The organism is Streptomyces sp. NPDC086077, assembly GCF_040686175.1.
Taxonomy (GTDB): Bacteria; Actinomycetota; Actinomycetes; order Streptomycetales; family Streptomycetaceae; genus Streptomyces.
In genome coordinates, this window is record NZ_JBFBJT010000013.1 from 1 (window position 1) to 20,484 (window position 20,484).

Consider the following 20,484-nt stretch of genomic DNA (forward strand, 5'->3'; position numbering starts at 1 on the left):
ACCACACGACGACGGGCGGACCGGGCGAAGCGCCCGCCACGTTCACTGTTCAGAGTCTTCATGGCCATCCTCGGATCGGGTGGTGGTGCGTCGCTCGCACCACCGGCAGGACGGCGATGCGTGCCGCGCCGTATGAGGGCGGGGCGGAGGAGCCCCGTACCACGCCGTACGAGGACCGGGCCGAGGAGCCCCGGGCCGGCGCCGCTCTCATACGACGGGGCGCCCCCACCCGTCACCCGGGTACGGGCCGCAGGCCGCCGTCGCCGGCTTCTACGTCTCGCTGCAGACGAACAGCAACGCCCGCTCGGCGCCCGGCACGCAGAACGTCCCGCTGCTCTGGGCCTGAGGCGGCAACGTCGACGTCGGCAAGGACCCATCCCCGCTCGTGAACGAGTGCTGAACCGCACGCCGATGCCCCTGGGACCGCGAACCTGGTCCCAGGGGCATCTCGCTGTGCTCAGCGGGCCAAAAAGGTTCCGCGGCTGGCGAGGTCGCGCGGATCGGAGAGACTCAGCAGTTCGGCAGACCCGAGTCGCGCTCGTCGTCGCCGCCCCCGACGAGGAAGATCTCGCTCATGTAGGCAGACGGCGCCATGCCGACCGCGGGGGTCTTGACCCACCAGGTGTGCCAGTAGCCGCCGTAGTCCGCGCGACCGCCCTTGACCTGGCACAGCACCCTCAGCCACCCGCCGTCGGGCGACGTCGCGATGACCGGCGCCTGCTGGTTGGGCGCGGAGCGCAGATTGACGTTCGAGCCCCAGATGGGGCACCGGTACGTGCCCGGGTAGTCGGGGTCGGGGGTGCAGGGCGCCGAGTCGGCGGCCTGCGCGGATGTGGTGAGGCCCGGGGTGAGAAGCGCCGCGGCGGCCAGGACGACCGCCGCGACACCCTTCCCACCGGCGCGCAGGCCGGTCAGCATTCACGCACCCCCGGCAGCCAGGCGGCGGGGTGGTCGATGTAGATGTTGCTGACGTAGCCGCCGAGCCCCGGGATGTAGGACCAGGCGTCGTTGCTGTAGCCCTCGGCGTTGACCACGTCACCGTGCTTCTGGCATTCCACGAACACCGGCGTCGGCCCGGTCAGCGTGCGCACGACCGCCGCGTTCAGCCGGGCGTCGGCCCGCACCCGGACGCTGGTGCCCCAGGTGGTGAAGTTGGTGCCGGGCGTGCCGCTGCCCGGCGTGCACGGCAGGCTCACCCCACGTGCCGCCAGGTACGGCACCGGGTCCATGCCGCGGGTGCTGGACGTGGAGCTGTGCGCCTCGAAGTGCAGGTGCGGGCCGGTGGACTGGCCCTCGGAGCCCATGCGCGCGATCAGTTGGCCGCTGCTCACCCGCTGGTTCACGGAGACGAGACGCTCGTACATGTGGCCGTACTCGGTGACCGTGCCGTCGTCGTGCCGGATGCGGATCCACTGGCCGTAGCCGCTGGCGGTGCCGGAGACGATGACGGTACCGGGGCCGGCCGAGTAGATCGGCGTACCGCGGTTGTTGGCGATGTCGACGCCGTCGTGGCCGGAGTGCCAGCCCTGGGTGATGGTCCCGGCGGTCGGGCAGGAGCCGGCGTAGTCGGCGGGCTTGGCGGGCGGGGCGGCGTCGGCCGCGCCGGCCGTGAGCGGGACCAGCCCGGCCGCGGCGACCGTGGCGACGAGCATGCCGAGGGACTGGGAGCGCTTGAATGCGCGCATGACGGGTTCTCCTCCGTGCGGGAAAGGGTGGTTGGGTCGGTTCACCGGTACGGGCGGCGCCCGTGGCTCAGCAGGTCGGCACTCCGGGCAGCCAGGCCGCGGGGTCGTCGATGTAGATGTTCGAGATCCAGGCCCGGTACTTCGGCAGGTACGACCAGGCGTCGTTGCTGTAGCCCTCGGCGTGGACCATCTCGCCGTGCGTCTGGCACTGCACGTCCACCGCAGTCGGGCCGGGCAGCCGGGTCACGGGAGGCTTCGCGGTGCCGGGCTCCGGGCGCAGGCCGACGCCGGTGCCCCAGGTCATGAAGCGCTTCGTGCCGGCCGGCGGCTGCTCGCCGCCCGCGATCCGCAGGGCGCCCGCGTACTGGGCGTTCAGTCGCACGTCGCTGACCATCACGAGCGTTCCCGACTCGCGGGCCTCGACCATCTTGCCGCCGCCCAGGTAGATGGCGATGTGATGGACGCTGCCCAGGTTGCCCGGGTTCGACGCCCACAGCAGCAGGTCGCCCGGCTGCAACGGGCCGAGGCCCTCGTCGCGGCCGAACCGGGCGGTGGCGCCGCTCCACCGGGCCTGGTTCCAGGACCCTTCGGGCAGGGCGATCCCGGCTCCCTGCCAGGCCGCGTACTGCACCAGGTGCGAGCAGTCGAAGCCCTTCACCTGGCTGTCGTGGGCGCCGGGGCCGCCGCCGGGGTAGTCCTGACCGTACGTCGGCCCGTGGATGGAGCCGCCGCCCCACGAGTACGGCACGCCGATCTGCGAGCACGCGGCGTCGACGATCGCCTGCGCCTGGGCGGACGCGCTCGCCAGGGCGCGGCAGTCGGCGGCGGCCACGGTTTTCGACGGAGCCGGTGCCGCGGCGGCCAGCGCGGTCCCGGTACAGCTCAACGTGGTGGCGAGCAGCAGTCCTCCTGCCACCGCCAGTGTGCGGTTCGTGCGGCGCATGCGGGTCCCCCTGATGTGGTTCGAGCGCTGTGCGGATGGGTCGGGTACGGGCGTGTGGTCCACGGACGAGTCCTGGGCGTGCGGGGCGTACGGCGGGTCGGCGGAGCCCGGCAGTCGGTCGTCTGCCTCGGGCCGTCGCCGGTCACACCGTGGGCGTGGGCCGCGCGGGCCCGTCGGCCTTCGTGGAGGAGACGGGCGCGGAGGCCGGTTCGTATGCGTCGAGTGCGGCGCGGATCTTGGCGAGTCCGCGCATCCGGTTGCGCTGCACGGTGCCGCGGTGGGCGCCGAGGCGTTCGCCTGCCATGTCGTGGGTCAGGCCCTCGATGTCGACCAGGATCACGGCGGCCGCCTCCTTCGGGGAGAGCCCGCGCAGCAGCGCGGTCGCCACCGCCTCGGCCTCCCTGCTCGCGAAGCCGCCGTCCCAGCTCGGCTCGGGCAGCCGGTCGGTGGAGCGCTCCTGGCGCGAGGGGTGGCGCCACTGGTCGCGCAGCAGGTTCAGCGCCGCCGCGCAGGTGTAGGCGTACGGCTGCTGCTGCCGCACCAGGGTCTGGGCGCGCGCCCGCCGGGAGAGTCTCAGATACGTCTCCTGCAGCAGGTCGTCGGCGTCGTGCGGATTGCCGGTCAGGACCAGCAGCCGGCGCCGCAGTCTCGGCATCACGGCGGTGAAGGCCTCGTCGAACTCGGCCGCGGTCATGTGGTGCGTGACGGTCGTCGTGCTCGTGTCCGTGGTCTCCACGGCGAGGGACGACTTGCTCGTCATCGTCGGGGCGATGCAGGTGCTTTCCATGGTGTTCCCCCGGGGTCCGTCTGTCTCGTACTGCGGTGGGACCTGTGTGTTCCTTCGGGTGCGCGGCGTTACGGGCGGCGCGGCGTGGCGGGCCCGTACTTGGCCGTCGGCGCCGCGGTCATCAGCGCCCAGTACCGGTCTCCGTGGGACCAGTGCCACCACTCCGTCGGGTAGTTGACGAACCCCGCCGCCGTCATCGCCCGGCTCAGCACCGCCCGGTTGGCCCGGGCCTCGGAGCCGATGCCGGCCGCGCCGGTGCGGCACCGTCCCCCGCTCTCCTCGGGGGTGGCGTTGACCTCGGTACCGAGGGGGAGTTCCACACCGTCCGCGGTGCACAGCGTCAGGTCCACCGCGCCGCCGCTCACGTGCGGGGCGACCTCCGGAGGCGAGATGTAGGCGCTGGCCAGCTCCCGGATCCGGTCCGGTCGCGCGTCCGGATGGGCGGTGCGCAAGGTGGTCGCGTACTCGTCGAAGTAGCGGCGTTGCAGCGCGGCCGGCCGGAAGCCCTCCACCATCAGCAGGTGGATGCCCGCGGGCAGCGCGTCCTGGGCGAGCAGGAGCCGGCGCAGGACGCCGGCCCTGACATGCGCGTACGAGCCGTCGGCGTCGGCCTGCCGGGGGTCGACCCGCAAGGCGTCGACCTCCCGGACGTCGACCAAGGGCTCGCCGTTGTCGGCGACTTGGGTCCCGGCCACTCGGTGGTCCGAAAGCAGGATGATGTCCGTCACGCTCACAGCGTGGCGGTGCGCTCTGCAGGATCGCTGCAGATCCGCTGCAGAGCTGTCTGCATCGCTGTCTGCCGGGGCGAAGTGGCTGCGAATGGCCCGTCATCACCCCCCGCACCGCCCGCCGGATGGACCTGGTGGCCGCGCCCGCGCCCGGACTTGGTCAGAAGCAGTCCTCGACGTTCTCGGAAACTCCGGGAATGGGGTTGTAATTGCCGCCCCCACGCACGTACACCGCGCTGATCCAGCCACGGGGCCTGCCGGCGTCCACCTGAACCCAGTAATTGTTCTCGTAGGGACCGTCCTTGACGGTGTCACCCGTGTTCTGGCAGTACGCCGTGACATACATCCGGCTGACCTTGATACCGCTTTAGGGCGGGCACGAGAACGCGGCGCACGCGCGCGTGTTCACGTCCGTCCCCCAGACGTAGACCCTGGTCGACTCCGCGGCCTGCGGAGCCTGCGGAGCCTGCGGGGCCGGCGCGGCCGCGATCAGGACCCGCTCATACGGAGGGGCGCCTCCTGCCGTCCCCAGGTGGGAAGTCGGACAGCCTCTTCTACGGATTGGGGGGAATTCTCACCGGACACCCAGTGATTTCCGGCCACTTTCCGTCCTCCCGCACTGCCGAGAGAAGAAGGGCAGTGCGGTGTGAGGCATGCCTGTCTGCAGGTGCCGGTATGTTGTCCCTGACTCGCGGGAACGTGAATTCGGGGGACACGGTGGACGTTCGCCTTCTGGGTCCGGTCGATGTGTCGAGCGGGGGGCAGCTGATTTCGCTGAACGGTGCGAAACCGACAGCGATACTCGCGGCTCTCGTCGTGCATCTCGGTGAGGTCCTGTCCGCCGAACGGCTGGTCGACCTCGTATGGGAGGAGGAGCCGCCCGCCACCGCCCGGGCGCTCGTCGCCTCGCACGTCTCCGGCCTGCGCCGCGCCCTCGCCGGCCGGGAGGGCGGTGACGCGATCCGCACCCGATCCCCGGGCTACGTCGCCGAGTTCCCGCCCTCCGCCGTGGACGCCCGATGCTTCGAGGACACGTTCACCGCCGGCCGGAGCGCGGCCCTCGACGGGCGGGCCGAGGAAGCCGTCGACATCCTGCACAGGGCGGTGCGTCTGTGGCGCGGACAGGAAGCGCTGGAAGGGCTCGGCCAGAGCTTCGCCCGGGTCGAAGCCATGCGCCTGGCAGAACTCCGGCTGGAAGCACAGGAGTTCCGCTTCGCCGCCGAGCTGGACCTGGACCGCCGCACGGATCTCGTCGCCGAACTCGTCGCACACGTCGCAGCCCACCCCCTGAGGGAGCGCCCACGCGGCCAGTTGATGACCGCGCTGTTCCGCACCGGCCGCGTCGCCGACGCGCTGCGCTGCTTCGACGAGGGCCGCCGACTGCTCCGTACCGAACTGGGCCTCGACCCCGGCCCGGAACTGCGGGCACTGCACCGGGCCCTGCTCCAGGCGGACACCACGGTGCTGGGGCCCCCGGCCCGCCGGGCGACCCCTCCCGCCGGACACGGCCACGCCGGACGGAGCCCCGCCGGACAGGGCCCCGGACCCAGGGAGGAGGCGGCGACCCGCCCGGCTGCGGACGCGGACGCATCGCCACCGCCCCGGCTCCGGCCGGCCCACGAAGGCACGCGCCGCCCCGTACCCTCCCAACTCCCCCCTGACGTGGCCGACTTCATAGGGCGTACCGAACAGATCGCCTGGGCGACCACCCTCCTGGGGCAGGTGCGCGACCCGCTGCGCACCGCACCGCCCATCGGGGTCATCTCAGGCCGGTCCGGCACCGGCAAGACCGCCCTGGCGGTCCACGTCGGCCACCGAACCGCCGCGCTCTTCCCCGACGGGCAGCTCTTCGTCGACCTGCGCGCCTCGGACTCCGAGCCCGTACGGACCGCCGACGCCCTCGCCCGGCTGCTGCGCGCCCTCGGGATGGATCCCGACACCGACGCCCGCGACGAGGAGGACCTCCTCGGCCTGTACCGCACGCACATCGCGCGCCGTCGGGTCCTGCTCATCCTCGACAACGCGGTCAGTGAGGCCCTGCTGCGCCCCCTGCTGCCGCCGGGCGGCGGCTCGGCGGTGCTGATCACCGGCCGCCGCCGGCTGGTCGCCCTGGAGGGCGCCACGCATCTGGATCTGGGCGTGCCCTCGGAACCCGAGGCCCTGGACCTGCTCGCCCGCGTGGCAGGACCGACCCGCCCCACCCTGGAGCCGGGCGAGGCCGCCGAGATCGTCGCACTGTGCGGCCGGCTTCCGCTCGCCCTCCGTGTCGCGGGCGCCCGTCTCGCCGCCCGCCCCCACTGGACACCGGCCCGGCTCGCCGCACGCCTCCAGGACGAACGCCGCCGCCTGGACGAACTCCAGGCGGGCGACCTGGAGGTCCGCGCGAGCCTCGGACTCGGCTACGCCGACCTCGACGCACAGGAGCAGCGCGCCCTGCGCCGTCTGGCCCTGATGGATCTGCCCGACTTCGCCGCCTGGGTCGCCGGGCCGCTCCTCGACGTGACCGCGCACGAGGCGGAGGACGCGGTCGAACGCCTCGTCGACTGCCACTTCGTGGAGGTCGTCCGCACCGACGAGACGGGCCGCACCCGTTACCGCATCCACGACCTGGCGCGCGAGCACGCCCGCGAGCGATGTCTGGCCGACGAGGACCCGCACGAGCGCGAGACGGCGGTGGGAAGACTCGTCGACAGCTGGCTCGGCCTGGCACGCGGCGCGGCGGCCCGCGGCCCCGGCGGCGCGTCACGGCTCCTTCCGGGCACCACCGCGGAGGAGCCGGTGGATCTGTCGGGCGAGCCGACCGCGTGGTTCGCCGCCGAGCAGCGCTGCCTGCTCGCCGCGGTCACCCACTGCGCGGAGCACGGCATGTCCGACGCCGCCCGCGAACTCGCCGCCGCCCTGATGGCCGCCTCCGCGGCGCTCTACAACCAGTTCGACGCCTGGTCCCGCTCGCACGACGTGGCCCTGGAGGCGGTACGCCGCGGTGGTGACGTCGAGGGCGAGGCCTGGTTGCTGAACGGGCTCGGCCAACTCCGGCTGGAGCAGGACCGCTTCGACGAGGCCCACGCGTTCTTCGCCGCGGCACTGCGCCTGTTCGAGGAGCGGGCCGTTCGCCGGGGCCGCGCGGAGGCGCTGGCCGGCATGGGCGCGGCCCGACGTGAACAGGCCCGCTTCGCCGAGGCGCTGACCCTGCTCACCTCGGCGCTCGAACAGTACCGGGAGCCGGAGGACATCGCGTCCATGGCCCATGTGCTGTACGGCATCGGATGCGTGCACCGGGACCAGGGCCGGCACGACGAGGCATGGGAGGCCCTCTCCCAGTCGCACCGGCTGTACGTGACCGCCTGGGACCGCCACGGCGAAGCACTGGCGCTGCGCTCACTGGGCCTGTGCCACCGGGCGCGGGGAGACCTGCCCGGCGCGCAGGCACTGCTGCGGCGGTCCCTGGACATCTTCGAGGAGACGGACGACGCCTTCGGCGTGATGTACGCGAGTCAGTCCCTGGCCAAGGTCGAGTTCCGGCAGGGCCGGATGACCGAGGCTCGGGAACGTCTCGACCGGTGCCTGGAAATCACCCGTGAGCGCCAGGACATGTTCGGCGAGGCCCTCGTCCTGCGCACGATCGGCGAGTGGCACCTCGCCGCCTCGGACTGGGAGACCGCGATCGAGACCCTGCGACAGGCGCTCGGTCTCTGGGAGAAGCTGGCTCTGCCGCTGTGGCGTGCCCGCACCCTGCGGGACCTCGCCCGCGCCGAACTGGCCAAGGGCGCGGCGGCGGCGGGACGCGAGCTCGAGGAGGAGGCGCAGCACATCTTCCGCGAACTCGGCAGCCGCGAGGCCCAGGAGCCCCTGGAACCCGACGGCGGCGGTCCAGGACGCTGAGGTGGCCCGCGCCCCGCGAGCGACTCTGCCCGGTGGTCATGGGGCAGGCGCTCGGCTCCCGTCGCACGGGTGGACGGCGCGGCACCCGCCGCCCGGGGCACCGCCGGGAGAGGACCCCACCATGCGCCTCGCCCCCCGTCGACCTGGCACTCTGGCAGGTACGCACCCGTACAGGACGCCGCGTCAGGGCGACGACGGCCACGGCCCTCACTGCCGGGTCCCTGGGCGACGAACGTGAACGTCCGTCACGACGGGCAGGACGCGGACCGCGTCTAGTCCGACATCGCACCGGTGTTCATCACTATGAACACAATTCAGGTTCTGAGTCGCTCTTTCGTCCGCGGGCTTGACCGTGATCGAGGTGAAGGCCACCGTTGTAGCTCGCCAGTGAGGACGCTTCCCGGCTCGAGCCCCGTGTGCCGTCTGTTCACATACCTGAAGCACGGTCATGTGATGCGGAGTTGAGGAGCTGCGGGGTTCATGCCGGATCGCACAGGAGTCCAAGGATGCGAAGGGAGTCGGCCGTGACGCCAGACGAGCGCCGGGGGAGCGACGCGCACCCCGTCGGAGGGATCACCAGACGCGGCCTGATCGCCGGCGCCGCGCTCGTGGCGGCCGGCGGCACGGCTGCCGCCGCCCCTGCCCGGCCGGGACAAGTGCCCATGCTCTGGCGGGAGTTCTCCCGGAACCCCTACACCCACCCGCAGATCCCCTATGTCGGCCGCGCGGGCTTTCGCGGGGGAGCCGAGCGCCTGCCCCGCCGCCCGGTCATGGCCGACGTGCGCGACTACGGAGCCGTGGCGGACGGCACGGCCGACTCCGCTCCCGCCATCAACCGTGCCATCGCCGCCGCCGGAGAGGCCGGCGGTGGCACGGTCACCATCCCGCCCGGCACCTTCCGCATCGACGGCCTGATCCGCGTCGGCCACTCCGGCGTCGTGCTGCGGGGCGCCGGCAGCGGCCGTACCACCCTGTACGCGACACGGAATCTCACCGAACTGATCGGCGCCTACGGCTCCCGGTACGGCGGTGACAAGTCCTCCTGGTCCTGGGCGGGCGGCCTCATCTGGATGGCCCCGGCGGCGCGGTGGACCTCGCTGGTGACGGCGATCCAGGAGAAGCGGTGGCCCTTCGAGGGCTGGACCGGCAACCGGCGGGACGAGTTCAGCCCGCTCACCCCGGTCGAGCCCGCCCCGCAGGGCTCCTGGACCGTGCGGGTCGCCGACCCCTCGCGGCTCCGCCCCGGCGCCCTGGTCCTGCTCCGCCTCTCCGACGACGCCGGGCACACCCTGCTGGAGCACATGGCGGGGGGCGGGCCGGGTCCGGAGACGTACCTATGGGACGACAAGACGAAACTCACCTCGTACGTGCCCTACGAGTGGCCGGTGCGCGTCATGCGCGTCCGCGGCCGTGACATCGCGCTGGAGCGTCCCCTTCCGCTCGACGTGCGCCCCGAATGGCAGCCGCAGCTGACCACTCTCGCGACCCCGCTCACGGGAGCCGGCGTCGAGGGCCTGACCCTGGAGGCCGTACAGACCCCGCAGGCTCCCCATCTGCTCGACAAGGGCTACAACGGCGTCGTTCTGCAGTGCGCCTACGACTGCTGGGTCGACGACGTGACGGTGCGGCACGTGGACAACGGATTCGGCCTGGTCGCCGCGTCGGCGTGCACACTGCGCCGCACGCGGGTGGCCGGACGCGGCACCCATCACCCCTATTACTGCCGGGAAGGCTCGCACGACAACCTCGTCGAGGACTTCACCATCGAGGAGCGCACCACCCCGGCGCCCTCGAACACGCAACTGCACGGCATCAACGTCGAGGGCCTGTCCTCGTACAACGTGTGGTCGCGCGGCCTCATGGCGATGGGCACCTTCGACAGCCATCGGGGGATGCCCTTCGCCAACGTCCGCACCGACATCACCGTCAACAACAACGGCCGCCACGGCGGCGACGCGAGCGCCGGGCCGCTCTTCGGCGCGCGTTTCACCCACTGGAACATCCGCGTCACCAACGGCCGCGCGGGGCTGATGAAGATCGACGGCCTGGCGCCGCGCTCCGCGACCGTCGGCATCAACCAGGTCACCGAGTTCGACCAGATCGACGTACCCGACTTCACCGGCGATCTGCGCTCCCGCCTGGAGCTGTACGGCACCACGGACGTGGTGCGTCCGCGCAACCTGCACACCGCGCAGCGCGACCTGCGAGACGACTGACGCACTACCCGTTCCCCGGCACGTACGGGAAGTTCCCGCTCGACGCATGTGTCCCGTCCCGTGGCGCACGGTCCGACTGCCGCTGTTCACCGGGGCTGGAAGAACCTGGGCTGGCGCGAAGTGCCGGACGCGCTCCCGCCCAGAGGCGGGCGGCCGGCCCGCGTCCTTTCCCGCCTGGGGGTCCGTTCGCGGACGGTCCCGGTCGTCCGGCACCGCGCGGCCGGCCGGTGCGGTGCCGCGGCCGTAGTGGTGGGTGGCGAACATGTACAGCAGGCCGGTCACCACCACCACCGCGCCGCACAGCAGGACGGTCCAGTTCTCGAACCACGGATCCTGCGGTTTGCGGGGCCAGGCGATGTTGACATGGCGAAGATGCCGTAGGCCAGCGCCGCCACGTTCACCGCGAGCCCTGTCGCGCAGCAGCAGGTCGTGCACGCGCAGCCGGTGCAGGGTCGGGAGCGGGGGCCGATCTCGGTTCGACGGTCAGCAACATGGCTCATCAGGCGGGCGGCGGGGATGTGCCGCACGCCGCGCAGGGCGGGCGAGCCGGAGGGCGGCTGCCCCGGCCGGGTCCCGGCACGCGGCCGGGGCCCGAGGTCGAGAGCTGCCGAGGGCTCATGTCCCGCGTAGGGGAGACCGTCACTTCCGGTAGCCGAGGATGGTCATCATGCCGGATTCGGAGTGGTACTGGTTGTGACAGTGCAGCATCCACAGGCCGGGGTTGTCGGCGTAGAAGTCGATGACGAGCTTCCGGTGGGGCAGCACATGGGCGGTGTCCTTGCGGGCCCCGACCGCGTCGATGCCGGTGAGGGCGAACGTGTGGCCGTGCAGGTGCACCGGGTGCCACATGTCGGTGGCGTTGATGAGGCTCAGGCGGACACGTTCGCCTTCGCGGATCGGGATGCGCTTCTCGATGGAGTAGGGCTCGTGGTCGAAGCCCCAGTCGAAGTTCTCCATCCCGCCGGTCAGCTTGATGCGCATCTCGCGGTCCGGCTCGTCGTCGCTGAGGGCGACGGACTCGTGCGGCACGAGGCGCCTGGCGGGCACGAGCATGCCGTCGAGCTCGTCCGGGTGCGCGGTGGGCGGGGGGATCGAACCGCTGCTGGTGCGCAGTACCGCCATCGCCCTCGCGCCCTTGCCCTCGGCGATCGCGACCAGCGGGAACACCCCGTCGCCGGCGGTGATCATCACGTCGTAGCGCTCTGCCATGCCGAGCAGCAGCGCTTCCGTCCTCGTGTGCTCGACCGGGTAGCCGTCCGTGTGGGTCACCGTCATCTCGTGACCGCCGAGCGCCACCCGGAAGGCGGTGTCGCCTCCCGCGTTGATGATGCGCAGCCGGATGCGGTCCCCAGGGCGGGCCTGGTAGACCGAAGGAGCCCCCGGGAGGCGGCCGTTGATCAAGTAGTGCGGGTAGTCGACGTTGCCTCCCATGCTCTCCAGGACGCGGCTGTACGAATCGCGCAGGACCCGGTCGGGGCCGGCGGCCCTGGCTGAGGCCGACTCGTGCGGGTCGCCGGACTTGGCGCTGTTCGGGCCGTGAGCGCCCTCACCCATGTCCATCGGCGAGGCCTCGCCGCCCCGCAACTGGCCGAGCACGCGGTCCGGGGTGGACCCGGACACGCCGTCCACCCAGTCGTCCAGGACGATGACCCACTCCTTGTCGTAGGACAGCGGCTCCTTGGGGTCCTCGACGATCAGCGGTGCGTACAGACCGCGGTCGAGCTGCATGCCCGAGTGCGAGTGCAGCCAGTAGGTGCCGGGGTGCCCCACCGTGAAGCGGTAGGTGAAGTCCTCGCCGGGGTTGATGGAACGCTGCGTCAGGCCCGGTACGCCGTCCATGTCGCAGCGCATCCGAATACCGTGCGAGTGCAGCGTCGTCGCCTCGCGCAGATGGTTGGCGAGCGTGAGGTCGAGTACGTCGCCTGCCGTGATCCGGATCTCCTTCCCGGGCAGCGAGTCGCCGTACGCCCACGTCCGGACGGTCCGGCCGCCCAGGTCGATGGACGCCTCGGTGGCGGTGAGTTTGAACTTGCGGACGGGCCCGGACCCGCGCTTCTTCTCGGCGGCCAGGACCTCGGGATCGGACGGGTTGACGTATCCCTTGGGTCCCTTGGGGATGAAGTTGCCGGCACTGTGCCTGGCGCCCCTTTGGCCGGTGGCTCCGCCTTCGGATGGTGCGCCGGACCCGGAGCAGGCGGCCAGAGTTCCCGATCCGGCGGCCACGATCGAGGCACCGAGCAAGGTGCGCCGCGTAAATTTCTGCATGAATGTATAAGACCTGTTTTGTGCGCTTATATGTGAGAACCGGAGCGGCGCGTCTCACGAATCACGGGCACGGCGCGGGGGAGCGGCGCCGGTCGGAGGCATGCGGTGCCACGCGGGGACGTGATCGACATCGGGTCCGGGCGCCGGCAGGCGGGCGCGATGCGGATACCCAGACAGGCGGCGAGAGTGGCGGTACTGGACCCGGCGGGGGTCGGTCTTCCTGTTCCGGTACCCCGGCGGCGGGCTCGACCCCGGCGAGGCGCCGCTGCGGGCGGCGCAGCGCGAGCTGCGAGAGGAGACCGGGTGGGCCGACCTCGGGATCGACGGCACCTTGCTGTGTCTGTGGGAGCACGACTTCACCCGGGCCGGCGTCCCGGTGCGCCGGAACGAGCACGTCTACCTCGCGCACGGCCCGCGCCGGGATCCGGTCCCGCGCAGCCGGCGCGCCGCCGACCCCGATCGACCTCGGCTTTGTCTCGGCTTCGTCCGGAACGATCCGGAGACCGGCGGCTGATCAGGGGCTACGCCTCAGGAGCGCCGAGACGTGTGACACCGGCTCATCGGCGGAACAGGCCGCGGTGACCGTCGCCTACTTCTGGCTGACCATCAGATGGACACTCCGTATACTCCGCCGGAGCGCAGCCCATCCGAACACCTGGCCAGAGAGTCCGCATACCGCCATGAAGAACGCCCTGCCTCCGCTGTCGCCCAACTACGCCACCCAGAGGAACCGCGCCTACAGGGAGAGCGTGGAGGTGCATGGGAAGTGGCCGGTCGAGTTCCAGTTCCGCCCGGCCCAGGGCGACCACCCGCATCTGCTGGTCGTGTTCTCGTCCGTGGGCAGCAAGTACGGCTTCGGCAACGCGCTGGAGAGCGTCAAGTGCAACATCCTCAGGATCCGTGATCACTTCGACGGTGGGGCCTCGTACTACGTGGCGAGGAACATGGACTTCAGCGTCACGGATTCCATACAGGCCCTCATCGAGGACCACATGCGGCGACTGCGGGTGACCCGGGACGAGGTGACGCTCCTGGGCGCGTCCAAGGGCGGGAGCGCCGCGCTCTACTACGGCCTGAAGTACGACTACAAGAACATCGTGGCCTCGACGCCGCAGTACTTCCTCGGCAGCTACTCCAAGGGCCACGGGCAGCTCGGAGACGCCGTCCTCGGCGAGGGACAGTCCGAAGAGAACGTCGCGACGATGGACGCCGTCATGAAGGACGTCCTCGCGCAGAGGTCGGACCTCAAGCGGAACATATATGTGGTCTCCTCTCCCGGCGACTATCAGTACGAGCAGGAGGTCAAGCACTACCTCCCCGCCCTGCGGGAATACGAGAACTTCAACTTCCTCTTCGTGGAATCGCCGACGGTACGACGGCACGACGAGGTGGTCCGGCAGGCGCTGCCGTCCATCCTGAGCATCGTGTACTCCCTGACGGAGGGCGTCGCTCCCCGGTGGGGCGAGGTCCGGATCGGGACCGATTCCGAGGACCCGGAGGCGGCCGCCGAGCACCTCGCCGGGCTCCGGGAACGCGACACCGCACTGGCCACTCTCCGGAGTGCCGAGTTCGCGGACGGGTGTCTCCAGCTGAAGGGGCACGCCTTCCTGCCGGGCGTTTCGCCCGACGGTCCGGTGGTCGAGAACAAGCAGCTCGTCCTGGAGAAGGACGGCGAGACCTGGACGTACCCGCTGGAGTCGACCAAGGAGATCAGGCTCTACCGGGACTATTTCGACGAGTACTTCTGCGAGTACGCCATGGGCGGTTTCGCCTCTCAGGGCGAGCTGGCCTTCACCGGTCTCCCGCAGGGTATGTACGACGTCTCCGTCTGCATCACGAGCGAGGACGAGGGGATCGAGCGGCGGACGCGGCTGATCTCACAGAACGCGGTCGACCGACGTCAGGCCAGCGGTGACTCGGAGCTTCTCTTCCGGGGCGGCAAGGGCGGTCTGAAGCTGGTCAAGCGGAGCATCGTGGGGGTCGATTCCGCCGGGGTGTGCTTCTCCGCCGGGAAGGCGCAGGAGCGCGACCAGAAGATCCACGCGGAGGGGGTTCTCTTCCTGCCCGGAAGGAATGCCGACCGTGACGCGCATGCCTTCTACTACCTCGTACTCCAGGGGAGGCAGGAATGCCACTCCTTCCCTCTGGGCGTGAAGAAGAACCCCGACGTCGTACGGCCGCACAAGCCGGCCGGAGACCTCGGGAACTACGACTTCGGATACTTCACGACGGGAACCGGAGGAATCGACGTCTCCGGTGTCCCGGCCGGAAAGTACACCCTGCTGGTCTCGATGAGCGTCGGTGGTGCCCTGTTCACCAAGAAGGCCGGGAAGGTCACCCTGAAGACGCCTCGCTGAGCGGGGAAGGCCGCGTCAGGGGCATTTCCCGCGAGCTGCCGGGGCCACCGCATCTCATCATGAGACTGTATGGTCGAGGGCATGAGACGGACGTCCTTCGATGGCTGGCCCTGCTCGATCGCTCGTACGGTGGACATCCTGGGCGACGGCTGGACGATGCTCGTCCTGCGGGAGGCCTTCTACGGCGAGTCACGCTTCGACGGCTTCATCGGCTCGCTGGGCATCGCCCGCAACACCCTCGCCGACCGGTTGCGGCGGCTGGAGGACGCGGGGCTCCTGGAGCGCCGCGTCTACCAGACCGAGCCGGTCCGCCACGAGTACCGGCTGACGGAGAAGGGCCGCGACTTCTTCGGCGTCCTGGCCGCGATCAGCGCCTGGGGAGACCGCTGGCTGGCCGGCGAGGAAGGCGTCCCCGTGGTCATGCACCACACCACCTGCGACCACGACACCCGGCCCCAGGTGGTGTGCTCCTCCTGCGGCGAGCCGCTGCGGCACGCGGACGTGGCCGTGACCACCGGGCCCGGCTACCCGGCCCGCCTGCTGAAGCGGCCCGATGTGCGGGCTCGCTTCGGTCTCGACCTGGAGGGGTGACGGGAGGGGCGAGGGCGCGCGGTTTCGGCGCCGGCTCCTGAGCCGGGGTGCCGGGCCCCGCACCGATACATCGGGTTGGCGTGAGGTTCAGGCCTCGCCGTCGAGTTCGCGGACCAGCTCGATCGCCCTGCCCAGCGTGTCGAGCCGGGCCTGGAGGGTCTCGCCCGCCGGATACAGGCGGACCGTGTCCACCCCTGCGTCCCGCCAGACGCGCAGCCGCTTCCGGACCATCTCCTCGGTGCCGATGAGCGTGGTGGCCAGCACCATCTCGTCGGTCACGAGGGCGGCCGCGCCGTCGCGGTCACCCGCCTGCCAGCGCTCCCGTACCTCCGCCGCCACCTCGGCCCAACCCTGGCGGCTGTAGGCCCGGTTGTAGAAGTTGGTCGACGCCGAGCCCATGCCGCCCAGGCTGAAGGCGAGCTCCTTCCTGCGGCCGGCGACCATGGCGCCGAGCGCCTCCTCGTCCGCCGCGAAGGAGACCTCCGCGCCCTGGCAGACGTCGAATTGGGCGCGGTTGCGCCCGGCGGCGGCCAGACCCTCTTGGAGCGGGGTGAAGTAGGCGTCCGCCGCGCCCTCGGGGACGAAGCTGGTGCCGAGCCAGCCGTCCGCTACCTGCCCGGTGAACTTGAGCATGGCGGGTGACAGGGCCGCCAGGTAGAGGGGGACGGCGTGCTCGGCCCGCACGGAGAGCCGCATGGGGACGGCCTCCCCGCCGGGGCGCGGAATCTGGAACTCCGAGCCCGTGTGCGCGATCTTGCCGCCCGCGATCGCCTGCCGCACGATCTCCACGGTCTCCCGGACGCGCGCCAGGGGGCGGACGAACGGTACGCCGTGCAGGCCCTCCATCACCTGGGGGCCGGAGGGCCCGAGACCCAGCAGGAAGCGTCCGCCGGAGAGGTTGGACAGGGTGATCGCCGTCTGCGCGAGGGAGACCGGGGTGCGTGTGCCCACCTGCATGATCCCGGAGCCGAGCAGCAGCCGTTCGGTGCGGGCCGCGTAGAAGCCGAGGGCGGACGGGGCGTCGGACCCCCAGGCCTCGGCCACCCAGCAGATGTCAAGACCGAGTTTCTCCGCCTCGACGACGAAGTCGGCCTGAGCGGACCAGGTGCCGAAGCTCGACGCCTCGACCGTCGTCGCCGTGCGCATCACGCCTCCGCCCACTGTTTGATGTGTTCCAGCGTGGCGGTCATGTTGCGCTCGAACTCCCGCATGCGCACGAACACGATCTTCTGCTCCTTGTCCGGCATGGCCTCGATCGCGAGGGACAGCCCGGAGGGGGCCGGCCCCATCTGCACCCACTGCGACAGCTCGGTCCCGTCGTCCCTCGGCGTCAGCCGGAACCGCCAGACGGCCGTGGGGTTTTCCGGATCGACCACCGCCCACGCGAACACCGTCGGCCGTTCGCATTCGATGACGGTCGAAACCGTCTCCCACTCCCCGAGTTCCGGATGCGCGCTGCGTCCCAGGAACCGGGCCCCCACTCCCGGCCCGACGGCTCCGTCGACCCACTCCACCGATTGCAGCTCCGCGCTCGCGCCGGGCATGCGCCCCACGTCCGACACCAGCTCCCACACGCGCTCCGGCGGGGCGTCGACCCAAGTCGTCACCTCCACCGTCGGCGTGTCCGCATACCGCGCGCCCGTCCACTCCACCGCGTCCGCCTCCTCATCGCCAAGGCACCCTTGGCAGTAGAGTTGCGTAATGAGACTTACATGGTCAAGCCCCGGTGTGGCTGGCGGTTGGTGGGGGCGGGGTTCCCTCGACGGGGCGTGGCGTCCCGAAATCCCCACCCACGAGCGTGCCGCCCTCGCCGGCCTCGTAGAAGGCGGCGGCTCGCAGGTGGCCCAGCCGGGGCGGTACGGGGCGCAGCAGGGGGCGCTGCATGGCCTCGGCGACGGAGTTGGCCCTGACGAGGTGTTGCCGGGTCTGCTCCCGCTGCCAGGACAGCGCGACGCTCGCGATGCCGATGAGGAACGTGGCGACATACATGGCGATGTGGTGCTGCTCGTCGAAGTCGCCGGGGTGGCGAGCGGCGATCCACATCTTTAGGCCCAGGCACGCCACCACCGACAGCGCCGTGCCCCGCAGCCCGCGCGTCGCCGCGGCCAGCGGGGGGACGGCGATGAGCATGAAGCTCACCGGTTCGCTCCCGTGGACCAGGAGTTCGGCGACCACGTCGATCGCCACCGCGGCCGGCGGCAGCCACCACACCCATCCGTGGCGCGGCGACGGTGGCCGCAGCGCGGCGTGCAGACTCCGGCTGGTCACCGCGCGCCCTGACGTCTGTCTCCGCCGGGGCGGGCCGCGGATCCGGGGACGCCGACAGCCGTCGTGCGGCGTTCCGCCTGGCGGACCGTCTCGGGCAGGTCGTCCTCGATGCGGTTGAGCTGAGCGGTGACGCTGCGCAGCCAGACGTCGAGGTCGACCAGCGCGGGCATCGGGGTCCGGTCCGCCTGCGGGGGCGCCGGACGGGTCTCGTCCGGTGCGGGGAGAGCGGGTCTCGGCCGCGAGGAGGTAAACGGGTCCTCGTCCGGCCTCTGGGGTGGCGGCTGCGCCTCGTCGGCCTCCGGTCCGGACGATCCGGTCGACCGGGCCGCGTCGAGCGGGGAAACCACCGCTCCCGGCTCGGCGGCGGACGGCCCGCCCCGCTCCCACTCGGACAGGTCGCCGGCGCACAGGGCGGCCAACCGGTCGGTGGTGTTCGCCAGTGCGCGGGCGCCGGCCCGTGCCTGGTCGGCGGCATCTGCGGGCAGGGCCCTGGCGGGCAGGTCGACGCGAGGGAGCCACTGGGCGCCGAGCAGGATGTGGTTGGCGGCGATGAGTACGGCGTGCCAGTCGGCGTGGGCGGGCGTGCCGCCCCGAGGCTCGCTGCGGTACTGGGCGTAGGCGGACTCGGCGAGGCGCAGCCGGTGCAGGGTCGGGAGCGTCGGCGGAGCGGGGGCCGAGCCCGGTGGTACGGCGGTCAGCGTCGCGACGGTGCCTTTGATCAGCGGGCCGCATTCCCGCAGCAGCCCGGCCATGGTCCGGAGTACTTCCCGGCGGGCTCCGGAAGGCCAGGCGAGCATGGCGCACAGCAGTCCGATGGCGCTGCCGGTGACGACGTCCACGATCCGGGCCGCCGCGATGTGCCAGGTCGCGGGGGCGATCTGGGCGAAGGCGGTGGCCACCACGAGGGTGAACAGCCCCTGGGCCCAGGCGATCCCGAGCAGCGGCCCGAGCGCGAAGGCGATGAGCATGCCTGGCGCGAGGAGCGCGGCGTAGGCCTCGGTGTGCTGGCCGAGGCCGATCAGCAGCGCGCCCGCCGCGACGGCACCGACGAGGTTGCCCGCGACGGCCTTGCGGATGGCGGCCCAGGTCTCTCCGACGGTGGTGCGGCTCAGCGTGAGTACCGCCAGCAGTACCCAGAAGCCGTGCGTCAGGTCGAGCGAACCGGCGACGAGCCGCGCGGCGGCGAGTGCCACGGCGATGCGCGTGGCGTTCTGGAACTGCACCGAGCGCAGCGTCATGTTGCCGATGATCCGGCGTGACCACAGGCAGGGGGTGGAGGACTGCGCGTACCAGAACAGCTCCCGTGGCTCGATGGGTGGGGTACGCCGCCCGTCGAGGGCGACCCCTACGGAGATCTCCAGGACCCGGACGGACTCGGCGACCGCCAGCAGTGCCGCCTGTCGGCGCAGCACCGGAACCGGCGGAACCTCGGACGCCGACTCCGTCACCTGCCGCATGCGCAGTTGCTGGAAGCCGTCGATCGCCGCTTTCATCCGCTGCGAGCCGGGGGTGGCCCGGCCGGTCCGCAGGGCCGCGGCCGTCTCGTGGCACAAGGTCGCCACCTGTGGCAGCAGCGACCCGGAGGCCACGTCACAACGGTCCCCGCCGTCCTTGCCGCCGACATCCGCGTCCGGGTCCGCGGCCGCACCGGTGCCGTCCCGGACGAGGGCGCGCAGTTCGCCGGACTCGGTCAGGTGGGCCAGCTGTTCGAGCAGCCGGCGCGTGGCGGACCCCGCCTGGGCCAGGCCGCGGGCGGCGCGACCCGGGCCGGCGGGGCGTTCCGCCGGCGGGGCGTCGGACAGCCGCAGCCGCGCGCCGGCGTCCCGCAGTTCGGTGGGGGAGAGGTGGCCGCCGCGTCCGACGATGGTGTCGCCGGCCGTCACAAGGGCGTGCGCGAGTGTCTCCCGGTAGGTCGGTCCGGGGGGCTGCGGCAGCAGGAACAGCTCGCACAGCGCCAGCACCACCACGCCGTAGGTGAGCCCGGCCAGCCGTAGCCACAGGGTCTCGGGTTCGTACGGCGGGAAGCAGGCCAGGATGTAGAAGAGCTGGAGGCCAGGCGCCGCTCCGGCCGGCCGGGGCCCCGCGATCGCGGCGAAGGCGAGCAGGAAGCCCACGACGAGCATCCCGACCACCGCCGCCCAGGTCTGCACCGCCAGCACGGTCCCCAGGGTCACCAGCACCAGGCCCACCGGCAGCGCCTTGAGCATCACCTCGGCGCGCTGCCGCCCGGACCCGGGGATCGAGGACAGCAGACCGAGGGAGATCGGCGCGAACAGCGCGTACAGCGCCACGACCGGATCGTCGAGCCCGTACAGGAACGGATAGAAGCCCGCGGCGGCGGAGAGCGACACCCGCACCGACCGGCGCAGGATCTCCGTCCGCTCCGTTCCGCCCTTCACGGCAGACGCCCGTCATGGCGCGTGTGCGGGCCGAGCGGCTGCGCACCGCGCAGGAGCGCGAGCCGGTGACGTACGGCCTCCGAGAAGGCGCTGGTGATCACGGCGACCGCGATGGAAGCTGCTCTGCGCGCGGCTGGCGAAGACTCGGCGCGCATGAGCACGCTCCTCTCGGGCGGCGCCGCGGTGTCTTGGACGGGTGGACAGGCGACCCGCTCACCATTGTCGGCCGCCCCCGAACGGACCGCAGCCCGGCGCCCCGGGCCTGCCACAGCGTGATGCCCGCCTGTGGGCATGACCATGACTTGGCGTCGGGCGGGCGTGCCGTGCGGACGGTTGCGGTGTTCGGACGGTTACCGTCGGCGA

Annotated in this window: 17 protein-coding genes; 5 read left to right on the top strand and 12 right to left on the bottom strand. The window is 71.8% G+C overall.

Annotated features, from left to right (window positions below; genetic code table 11):
• Window positions 1-510: 510 nt before the first annotated feature.
• The 6 genes from AB0O67_RS06115 to AB0O67_RS06140 form a co-directional block, all read right to left on the bottom strand.
• Complete coding sequence (locus AB0O67_RS06115; RefSeq protein WP_365446680.1) at window positions 511-918, bottom strand: hypothetical protein; 408 nt, start codon at window positions 916-918, stop codon at window positions 511-513.
• Window positions 912-1,685 carry a M23 family metallopeptidase gene (locus AB0O67_RS06120; protein ID WP_365446682.1) on the bottom strand — a complete coding sequence of 258 codons (774 nt, stop codon included), beginning with the start codon at window positions 1,683-1,685 and terminating at the stop codon, window positions 912-914. Before AB0O67_RS06120 ends, AB0O67_RS06115 begins: the two co-directional genes overlap by 7 nt.
• 67 nt (window positions 1,686-1,752) lie before the next feature.
• The gene (locus AB0O67_RS06125; RefSeq protein WP_365446684.1) at window positions 1,753-2,628 is read right to left on the bottom strand and encodes an NlpC/P60 family protein; all 876 of its coding nucleotides are present in this window, start codon (window positions 2,626-2,628) and stop codon (window positions 1,753-1,755) included.
• Between the two features lie 142 nt (window positions 2,629-2,770).
• A complete protein-coding gene (locus AB0O67_RS06130; RefSeq protein WP_365446798.1) occupies window positions 2,771-3,322 on the bottom strand; it encodes an RNA polymerase sigma factor in 552 nt (183 codons plus the stop codon).
• A gap of 161 nt (window positions 3,323-3,483) precedes the next feature.
• Window positions 3,484-4,143 (bottom strand): M15 family metallopeptidase, encoded by a 660-nt coding sequence (locus AB0O67_RS06135; protein WP_365446686.1) that lies wholly within the window; start codon window positions 4,141-4,143, stop codon window positions 3,484-3,486.
• Between the two features lie 160 nt (window positions 4,144-4,303).
• Window positions 4,304-4,489 carry a hypothetical protein gene (locus tag AB0O67_RS06140; RefSeq protein ID WP_365446688.1) on the bottom strand — a complete coding sequence of 62 codons (186 nt, stop codon included), beginning with the start codon at window positions 4,487-4,489 and terminating at the stop codon, window positions 4,304-4,306.
• 329 nt (window positions 4,490-4,818) lie between these two features.
• On the opposite strand from AB0O67_RS06140, the gene AB0O67_RS06145 reads away from it, so the two are divergent.
• Together AB0O67_RS06145 and AB0O67_RS06150 are read left to right on the top strand one after the other, a co-directional pair.
• Entirely contained in the window at window positions 4,819-8,025 is a 3,207-nt protein-coding gene (locus AB0O67_RS06145; protein WP_365446690.1) for a BTAD domain-containing putative transcriptional regulator, read from the top strand.
• Between the two features lie 662 nt (window positions 8,026-8,687).
• Window positions 8,688-10,241 carry a glycosyl hydrolase family 28-related protein gene (locus tag AB0O67_RS06150; RefSeq protein WP_365446800.1) on the top strand — a complete coding sequence of 518 codons (1,554 nt, stop codon included), beginning with the start codon at window positions 8,688-8,690 and terminating at the stop codon, window positions 10,239-10,241.
• 639 nt (window positions 10,242-10,880) lie between these two features.
• On the opposite strand, the gene AB0O67_RS06155 is transcribed toward AB0O67_RS06150, so the two are convergent.
• On the bottom strand, window positions 10,881-12,506 hold the full coding sequence (locus AB0O67_RS06155; protein WP_365446692.1) for a multicopper oxidase family protein: 1,626 nt from the start codon (window positions 12,504-12,506) through the stop codon (window positions 10,881-10,883).
• Window positions 12,507-12,771: 265 nt separating this feature from the next.
• Here AB0O67_RS06155 and AB0O67_RS06160 point away from each other — a divergent pair, with 265 nt between their 5' ends.
• The 3 genes from AB0O67_RS06160 (at window position 12,772) to AB0O67_RS06170 (ending at window position 15,454) form a co-directional block, all read left to right on the top strand.
• Window positions 12,772-13,020, top strand: coding sequence for a hypothetical protein (locus AB0O67_RS06160; protein ID WP_365446802.1), 249 nt, complete (start codon window positions 12,772-12,774; stop codon window positions 13,018-13,020).
• A 166-nt stretch (window positions 13,021-13,186) separates the two neighbouring features.
• Entirely contained in the window at window positions 13,187-14,863 is a 1,677-nt protein-coding gene (locus tag AB0O67_RS06165) for a hypothetical protein (protein ID WP_365446694.1), read from the top strand.
• 81 nt (window positions 14,864-14,944) lie between these two features.
• Complete coding sequence (locus AB0O67_RS06170; protein WP_365446696.1) at window positions 14,945-15,454, top strand: helix-turn-helix domain-containing protein; 510 nt, start codon at window positions 14,945-14,947, stop codon at window positions 15,452-15,454.
• A gap of 87 nt (window positions 15,455-15,541) precedes the next feature.
• Here the strand turns inward: AB0O67_RS06170 and AB0O67_RS06175 are convergent, their stop codons facing one another.
• From AB0O67_RS06175 to AB0O67_RS06195, 5 genes are all read right to left on the bottom strand, one after another.
• Window positions 15,542-16,600 carry an LLM class flavin-dependent oxidoreductase gene (locus tag AB0O67_RS06175; RefSeq protein WP_365446698.1) on the bottom strand — a complete coding sequence of 353 codons (1,059 nt, stop codon included), beginning with the start codon at window positions 16,598-16,600 and terminating at the stop codon, window positions 15,542-15,544.
• A complete protein-coding gene (locus tag AB0O67_RS06180; protein ID WP_365446700.1) occupies window positions 16,600-17,106 on the bottom strand; it encodes an SRPBCC family protein in 507 nt (168 codons plus the stop codon). The genes AB0O67_RS06175 and AB0O67_RS06180 overlap by 1 nt, the downstream gene beginning before the upstream one ends.
• A 64-nt stretch (window positions 17,107-17,170) precedes the next feature.
• Window positions 17,171-17,722, bottom strand: a complete 552-nt coding sequence (locus AB0O67_RS06185) for a hypothetical protein (RefSeq protein WP_365446702.1) — start codon at window positions 17,720-17,722, stop codon at window positions 17,171-17,173.
• A complete protein-coding gene (locus tag AB0O67_RS06190; protein WP_365446703.1) occupies window positions 17,719-20,121 on the bottom strand; it encodes an FUSC family protein in 2,403 nt (800 codons plus the stop codon). The genes AB0O67_RS06185 and AB0O67_RS06190 overlap by 4 nt, the downstream gene beginning before the upstream one ends.
• Entirely contained in the window at window positions 20,118-20,276 is a 159-nt protein-coding gene (locus AB0O67_RS06195) for a hypothetical protein (RefSeq protein ID WP_365446705.1), read from the bottom strand. The genes AB0O67_RS06190 and AB0O67_RS06195 overlap by 4 nt, the downstream gene beginning before the upstream one ends.
• Window positions 20,277-20,484: the final 208 nt, after the last annotated feature.